The sequence below is a fragment of the Actinophytocola sp. genome (genome assembly GCF_050699935.1).
In the GTDB taxonomy this organism is placed as follows: Bacteria; Actinomycetota; Actinomycetes; order Mycobacteriales; family Pseudonocardiaceae; genus Actinophytocola.
Window position 1 is genome coordinate 24,462 of the sequence record NZ_JBOHGB010000082.1, and the last position, 6,710, is coordinate 31,171.

The following is a 6,710-nucleotide window of genomic DNA, read 5'->3' on the forward strand; positions in this document are numbered from 1 at the left end:
GTTCAGCGCCGCCGCTGAGCATGGGCACGACAGCCGGAACCCAGCGGGAATTGGGAAGGCACTGGGAAAGCACTGATGGGGAGCGTGACATGGAAGGGCACATCGCGGGCAGCGGCGGAGGCGGGGGCGGGGGCTTCGTGTTCACCCCGGCCGAGTTCGACTCGGTCATCGCCAGGTGGGAGCGGCTACACGCCGACCTGATGGAGGACAACCGGCAGGTGCACGCGCTGATGTCGGTCCAGGGGCCGGGCGACGAGGCCGCCAGTGAGACCGCGGCCAACCGCGCCAACGACTCCGGCACGTCCTTCATGGACCACCACCGCCGCATGGTCGACGCGGTCGGTGACTACGTTCGGCGGCTCAAGGCATCGCGGCAGTCGTACCTGGTGCGGGACGACTCGGCACGCGACCTGCTGGCGGGGGTGACCCGATGACGCTCCCGGCCGACCAGATCTACCCGCGGATGCACGGTGGCCCCGGGACGGCCTCGCTCGACGACGGCAGCGTGTCGGCCGAGGAGCTGGGGCGGCGGTTCGAGCAGCGGCGCGGCCAGATCGCTGAGCTGAACCGGCAGATGGACGCCGCGTGGCTGGGTTCGGCGGCGGCGCGGGCCCAGTCGGGCGCGCACCCGCTCACGGACGCGTTCGAGAAGTCGGCCGAGGGCCTGCGGACCTACCGCACCGCCTCGGACGCCCAGAACGAGGCGTTCGGACAGGCCAGGCGCAACGTCGAGCCGCTGCCGCCGCGGCCGGAGCCGAGCGTGGTCGACAGCCTGAACCCGATCGGCCCCGACGTCGATGCGGACCTGGTCGCCTACAACCAGAAGGCCCAGAAGAACGTGCTGGTCTACGGGGCGTACTCGGCGGCGAGCGGGGTCATCGGCGAGCAGTACCCGACCGAGTACGGCACCGTCGAGCAACTCCAGGGCGACGCCGTGACCGCCGACCGGCCGCTCGACTGGGACCGCGACCGGCACCACCGGCCCGGCGGCGGCGGCACGGACATCGACGGAATCGACGGCATCGACGGCGGAACCGGTGGCGGAACGGGCTTTGGTGGCTCCGGTGGAGGCGCTGGTGGCTTTGGTGCGGGTGGCGGTGCCGGTGGTTTCGGCGGTGCCGGCACCGATCCGTCCGGCCGGCTCGGCTCGTTCGGTCCGCGCGGCGAGGACTTCGGGACCGGTGCCGCGGGCCACGTTCCGCCGGGCAACGGGGTCGCCCCGGCCTCGTCGGCAGGCTTCCCGGGCGCGGGTGTGCCGGGTGCGAGTGGCGTGCCGGGTGCTGGTGGCGTGCCGGGCGCGGGTGTGCCGAGTGCGGGTGGCGTGCCGGGCGGTGGGTTCGGCCCCGGTCTCGGTGGCGGGTTCGTGCCGGGCGGTGTCGGCTCGTTCGGTGGCGGGGGCGCGGGCGACGGCGCGCGCGGCGGTGCTCGGCTCGGCCCGGGCGTTGGCGCCGGCCCGGGTGCCGGGGTCGGTTCGGGGCCGGGTGCGGGCTCCGGTGCCGGTGCCGGCCGGATGACGGGGGCGGCCGGCTCGGCGGCTCGTGGCGGGTTCTTCGGCGGCCTGCCGATTGGCGCCGGCCGCGGTGGCGGTGACGAGGACCGGGAGTACCCGACCCGGTTCCTGGAGCCGCCCGACCCGGACACGGTCTTCGCCGTGGACGTCCCGGCCTCGCCCGCGGTACTCGGTGCGGAGTGAACGGAGCGGCGATGATCACCGGGATGATCACCCTGACCCTGCCGACGGTGTTACGGCTGGTGGCGTGGCGTGGCGGCGAGCCGCACACCGCCCTGGCGGACACGCCCGCCTGGCGTGACCCGGCGGTGCTCGCGGAGGTGGACGAGCGGGCGGCGGCCGAGCTCGCCGAGTGGGGCCTGCCCGGGTCCGCCGAGCTGGAGGACCTGCTGGACGCGCTCGTCCTGCCGCGCGCGGAGTGCTACGGCTGGATCACCACCACCGACCGCGACCGGCGGATCGACTACCGGGTGCTGGCCGTGGCGGGTGAGCGCGCGGCCTTCGTGCTCACGGTGGCCGACGAGCTCGTGACGATCGTGCCGGTGCGGGCGAGCGGGCTCGTCGCCGAGGTCGTCGCGCGGCTGCCCGGGCACCCGCCCGCACGCGGCCGCGCGCTGAACGCGCCCCGCGCGGACGTCGACCGGATCGTCTCCGGCGTGGGCCCGGCGGGCGGCGACCTCGGCGCGATGGCGGAGATCCTGCGCCAGCCACGCGTCGGCGGCGGCTCGCTCTACTCGGCCGTGCGCCCGCGCGCACGTGGCCGGCGCCGTGTGCCGCGCCCGGTGGTCTACGTCGACACCCCGGGCGGCCGCTGGCTCACCGGCGTCACGACGAACCCCGGTCAGGCGGAGTGGGTGACCGTCGCACCGGCCGGCCCCGGGCTGCTCGCCACGCGCCTCGAGGAGCTGCACCGCGACCTGACCGGCCAGGCCATGGGTGTCCGCTGACGAACTCGCGTGCCTCCTCGACCAGTTCGGCCCACCGGGTCTCGTCCCGGTCGTCGACGAGGATCCACTCGCGGAAGGTCCTCCCGGCCGGGGCGAACGGCTTGCCGACACCACTGCCGACCAGCTCGGCGACGCGCAGGCAGGGGAAGCCCATCATCGGACCGGTCGTGACGCCGGGGTGGGCGAGCGCGGCGGCGCTGACGTCGTGGAAGAAGCCGGTGGGGGAGCCAGCCATTCGTACCATCCCTGGTCGGCCTCCTGGGCGGTGTCGGGAGCGACGGTGCGGAGGTAGCCGGTCGCGGCCAGCCAGCGCGGCCAGGCCGACCCCGGTCCAGCGGTCGAGACCTCCCCGGTGGCCCGGCCGTCGTCCCACCCGACCTCGCCGGCCGCCCAGCTGTGAGCTCGGCGCCGGACCGGGTTGCTGGCCGAGCCGGCCGTCGGTGAGGCGCAGGGTGGTCGGCTCGCCGTCGACCACGAGCTCGAACTCGCCGTCGGCCACGTCGTGGATGCCTTCGACGTAGGTGACGTTGTTGCGCTGGTCGGGCGAGCCGTCCGTGGTGGGGTCGGCGAGGAAGGAGACACCCCACCGGCGCAGCTCGCGCAGTGCGCCGTCCAGCGCCTGGCCCGCTTGGTCAGGGTGTAGACGACCCCGCCGCCGACCGGGCCGGGCTCGCGGGCCACGACCGCCGCGCGCTCAAGCATGCGCAGGCGGTCGGCGAGCACGCTGGTGCCGATGCCCGGCAGCCGGCCCAGTGGCTCGGAGTAGCGGTGGGGCCGCTTGAACAGCTCCTGGACGATGACCAGGGGCCACCGCTCGCCGACCACGTCCAGCGCCCGCGCGGCCATCGGGATCGCGGCGCCCGCTTGGGTCGATGTCGACCTACGCGTCGTCGGGGGCCTGCCGGGTACCCGGAGCGCGGCGGCCGAGAGAAGGTGATCATTCTGGTGACGGTGTTCCTGGCCGGTGATGTCATGACCGGCCGGGGTGTTGATCAGGTCCTGCCGCACCCCGGGGATCCACGACTTCGCGAACCCCATGTCCGGGACGCGCGGGCCTACGTCGTGCTGGCGGAGCGGGTGAACGGCCGGATTCCGCGTCCGGTCGGGTTCGCCTGGCCGTGGGGCGCGGCCCGGCGTGCGCTGGACGAGCTCGCGCCGGACGTGCGGTTGATCAATCTGGAGACCAGCATCACGAGCCGCGGCAAGGCCGACAGCCGCAAGCGGATCCACTACCGGATGAGTCCGGAGAACACGCCGTGCCTGGTCGAGGCCCGGCCCGACGTCTGCGTGCTCGCCAACAACCACGTGCTCGACTTCGGGGTCCAGGGTCTCGAGGACACCGTGGACAGCCTGGACGAGGCGGGGATCGCGGCGGTGGGCGCCGGGTCCGAGTTGGCGCGGGCCGCGCGGCCGGCCATCGTGCCGGTCCACGATCGCGGGCGGGTCGTGGTGTTCGCGTTCGGGGACCGGTCGAGCGGGGTTCCGCGCGACTGGGCCGCGACGTGGGACCGGGCCGGGGTCAATCGCCTGCCGGACCTGTCCGACGCGACGGCCGACGACGTCATCGCCCAGGTGCGGCAGGCGAAGGGGCTCGGCGACATCGTCGTCGCCTCGATCCACTGGGGATCCAACTGGGGCTACGAGGTTCCCGCCGAGCAGGTCGCCTTCGCGCGTCGGCTCGTCGACGGTGGCGTGGACGTCGTGCACGGCCACTCGTCGCACCATCCCCGCCCCATCGAGGTCTACCGCGACCGGCTCATCCTCTACGGCTGCGGCGACCTGATCAACGACTACGAAGGCATCAGCGGCTACGAGGCGTACCGCGACGACCTCCGTGTCCTGTACCTCGCCACGATCGACCCGGTGACGGGCGCCCTGGCCCGGTTGCGCCTGCTGCCCATGCGGGCCTGGCGGATGCGCCTCCAGCACGCGACCCCAGACGACGCCGACCACGTGCGGCGGGTGCTCGACGAGGTCAGCCGCCCGTTCGGCTCGCGAGTCGAGCACGCCGCCGACGGCATGCTGGCGGTCGGCGGCGCATCGTCATGAGATCGTCATGAGGACGGGTTCTTCTCGCGCGACGGCCCGGAGATCGTCGGTTTCTCGGCGTCCGCGGCGTCGGCGACCGCCGCCGCCGCCGCTTCGGCCGCCCGTGCCGCGTCATCCGCCGCGCGGGAGCTGACCTTGTCCGTGCTCGGGGTCTCCCGGGTCGCCGGTGACTTCGGCAGCGCCTCGCTGAACGCGCGGCTGACACCGCTGAGCGCCGACGTGAGCTCGCTGGGAATGACGAAGAAGGTGTTGCCCTGTCCCTGGGCGAGCTGCGGGAGCGTCTGGAGGTACTGGTACGCGAGCAGCTTCGGGTCCGGATCGTTGCGGTGCACCGACTGGAACACCTCGTCGATCGCCTGCGCCTCGCCCTCAGCCTTGAGGATCTGCGCGGTCCGGTTGCCCTCCGCGCGGAGCACCGCGGCCTGCTTGTCACCCTCGGCAGTGAGGATCTGGGACTGGCGCTGCCCCTCGGCGCCGAGGATCGCGGCGCGCTTGTCCCGCTCGGCGCGCATCTGCTTCTCCATGGCGTCCTTGATGGTCTTCGGCGGGTCGATGGCCTTGATCTCGACGCGGTTGACCCGCAGGCCCCACTTGCCCGTCGCGTCGTCCAGCACGCCACGCAGCTGGCTGTTGATCGTGTCGCGCGAGGTCAGCGTGCTCTCGAGGTCCATCGAGCCGACCACGTTGCGCAGGGTCGTGACCGTGAGCTGCTCGACCGCCTGGAGGTAGCTGGCGATCTCGTAGGCGGCCGCCCGGGGATCGGTCACCTGGAAGTACAGCACCGTGTCGATCTCGACGACCAGGTTGTCCTCGGTGATGACCGGCTGCGGGCGGAAGGACACCACCTGCTCGCGCAGGTCGATCGCCGGGTAGACCCGGTCGATGAACGGGATCACGAAGTTCAGCCCGGGCTGCAGCGTGCGGTTGTACCGGCCCAGCCGCTCGACGTTGCGTGCCCGAGCCTGCGGCACGATGCGGACGATCCTGATCACGATGATGACGACCAGCAGCGCGACGAGCACGCTGGCGATGAGCGCCGCGGAGATGTCCATGCTTTACTCCCTCGGGTAGACGAACGCGGTGGTACCGCTGATGCGCATGACGTCGACGGCCGCGCCGACGGGGATGACGGTGGACTCGTCGAACGAGCGCGCGGTCCACTCGTCGCCGTCGATGCGCACCAGGCCGTCCCGGTCGGTCACCTCGCGCACGACGTAGGCCCGCTTGCCGACGAGCGCATCGATGCCGAACCGTTCGAGCTGGGGCCGTTGCATGTGTCGCAGCGCGACCGGTCGCACCAGGACGATCCCCGCCGCGGCGGCGAAGGCGAACGTCACGAGCTGGATGGGCAGCGGTATGCCGAACACGGCTAGGGCGGCGGGGAGGAGGGCGGCGCCGCCCAGCACGCCGAGCGCCGCTGTCGTGGTGAAGACCTCGGCGACACCGAGGGTCACTGCTATCACCAACCAGATCAGCCACATTTCCATGCGACGGCCTCCAAACCGGGCGGTGCCGCGTGCCGGGGGAAGCGGGGCGGGGCGGGCTGCCCGAGAAGCTCTGGTTGGAAACGAACGTGCTGCACGGGTCCTCCTCGGGTCGAACGGCAACCCCTGCCGACCAGGCTTCCCGGCGCACCTTGTGTCACCACGTTATCACTCGTGACGAGCGCCACGCCGGGGATCCCGTCCACAATGGACCCGGAACGGCGCCCGCGGCCGGTGCTGTGCGGTTCGGCATACTGCGCACACGCCGTGAGGCACTAAGGTGCGATCTGTGAAGATCGCCGCAGTCACCGAGACAAGGCCTGGTGAGCGGCGCGTCGCGCTGGTGCCTGGGCTGGTGTCCCGCCTGACCGACGTGGGCCTGGAAGTCGTGGTCGAGCCGGGCGCCGGCACGGCCGCGGGATATCCCGACGACGAGTACCGGGACGCGGGTGCCGTGGTCGACGCCGGCGCTCTGGACGGCGCCGAGGTGGCGCTGTCCGTGCAACCGCTCACCTCGCACCAGGTCCGCCGGCTCGCCCCGGGCGCGATCACCATCTCGTTCCTCCCCACGGCGCAGGAGCTTGACCTGGTGCGTGCGTTGCGTGCGGCGGGGCATACCGGGTTGGCGATGGAGTTGGTGCCGCGGATTTCGCGGGCGCAGGGGATGGATGCGTTGTCGTCGCAGGCGTTTGTGGCGGGGTATCGGGCGGTGTTGGTGGC

7 protein-coding genes and 1 pseudogene are annotated in these 6,710 nt (G+C 72.8%); 5 read left to right on the forward strand and 3 right to left on the reverse strand.

Translation table 11 applies throughout. The features are described from left to right. The first annotated feature begins 89 nt into the window (after positions 1–89). From ACRDTB_RS23845 to ACRDTB_RS23855, 3 genes are read left to right on the forward strand one after another with little or no spacing between them, the layout of a single operon-like run. On the forward strand, positions 90–434 hold the full coding sequence (locus ACRDTB_RS23845; RefSeq protein WP_431433685.1) for a hypothetical protein: 345 nt from the start codon (positions 90–92) through the stop codon (positions 432–434). Further along, positions 431–1,693, forward strand: coding sequence for a hypothetical protein (locus ACRDTB_RS23850; RefSeq protein WP_431433687.1), 1,263 nt, complete (start codon positions 431–433; stop codon positions 1,691–1,693). The genes ACRDTB_RS23845 and ACRDTB_RS23850 overlap by 4 nt, the downstream gene beginning before the upstream one ends. Before the next feature lie 11 nt (positions 1,694–1,704). Continuing rightward, positions 1,705–2,457 (forward strand): ESX secretion-associated protein EspG, encoded by a 753-nt coding sequence (locus tag ACRDTB_RS23855; protein ID WP_431433689.1) that lies wholly within the window; start codon positions 1,705–1,707, stop codon positions 2,455–2,457. A gap of 153 nt (positions 2,458–2,610) precedes the next feature. Here the strand turns inward: ACRDTB_RS23855 and ACRDTB_RS23860 are convergent, their stop codons facing one another. Next, complete coding sequence (locus ACRDTB_RS23860) at positions 2,611–3,303, reverse strand: winged helix-turn-helix transcriptional regulator (RefSeq protein WP_431433690.1); 693 nt, start codon at positions 3,301–3,303, stop codon at positions 2,611–2,613. Between the two features lie 90 nt (positions 3,304–3,393). Between ACRDTB_RS23860 and ACRDTB_RS23865 the strand changes: the two genes are divergently transcribed. Further along, positions 3,394–4,506: a CapA family protein gene (locus tag ACRDTB_RS23865; RefSeq protein WP_431433696.1), complete on the forward strand. Its 1,113-nt coding sequence runs from the start codon at positions 3,394–3,396 to the stop codon at positions 4,504–4,506. 5 nt (positions 4,507–4,511) lie between these two features. Here ACRDTB_RS23865 and ACRDTB_RS23870 read toward each other — a convergent pair whose 3' ends face one another. Both ACRDTB_RS23870 and ACRDTB_RS23875 read right to left on the reverse strand, forming a co-directional pair. After that, on the reverse strand, positions 4,512–5,558 hold the full coding sequence (locus tag ACRDTB_RS23870) for an SPFH domain-containing protein (RefSeq protein WP_431433692.1): 1,047 nt from the start codon (positions 5,556–5,558) through the stop codon (positions 4,512–4,514). Positions 5,559–5,561: 3 nt separating this feature from the next. Beyond that, complete coding sequence (locus tag ACRDTB_RS23875) at positions 5,562–5,960, reverse strand: NfeD family protein (protein WP_431433694.1); 399 nt, start codon at positions 5,958–5,960, stop codon at positions 5,562–5,564. Between the two features lie 319 nt (positions 5,961–6,279). Between ACRDTB_RS23875 and ACRDTB_RS23880 the strand changes: the two are divergent. After that, positions 6,280–6,710, forward strand: a pseudogene (locus ACRDTB_RS23880) (NAD(P)(+) transhydrogenase (Re/Si-specific) subunit alpha); the annotation flags it as partial.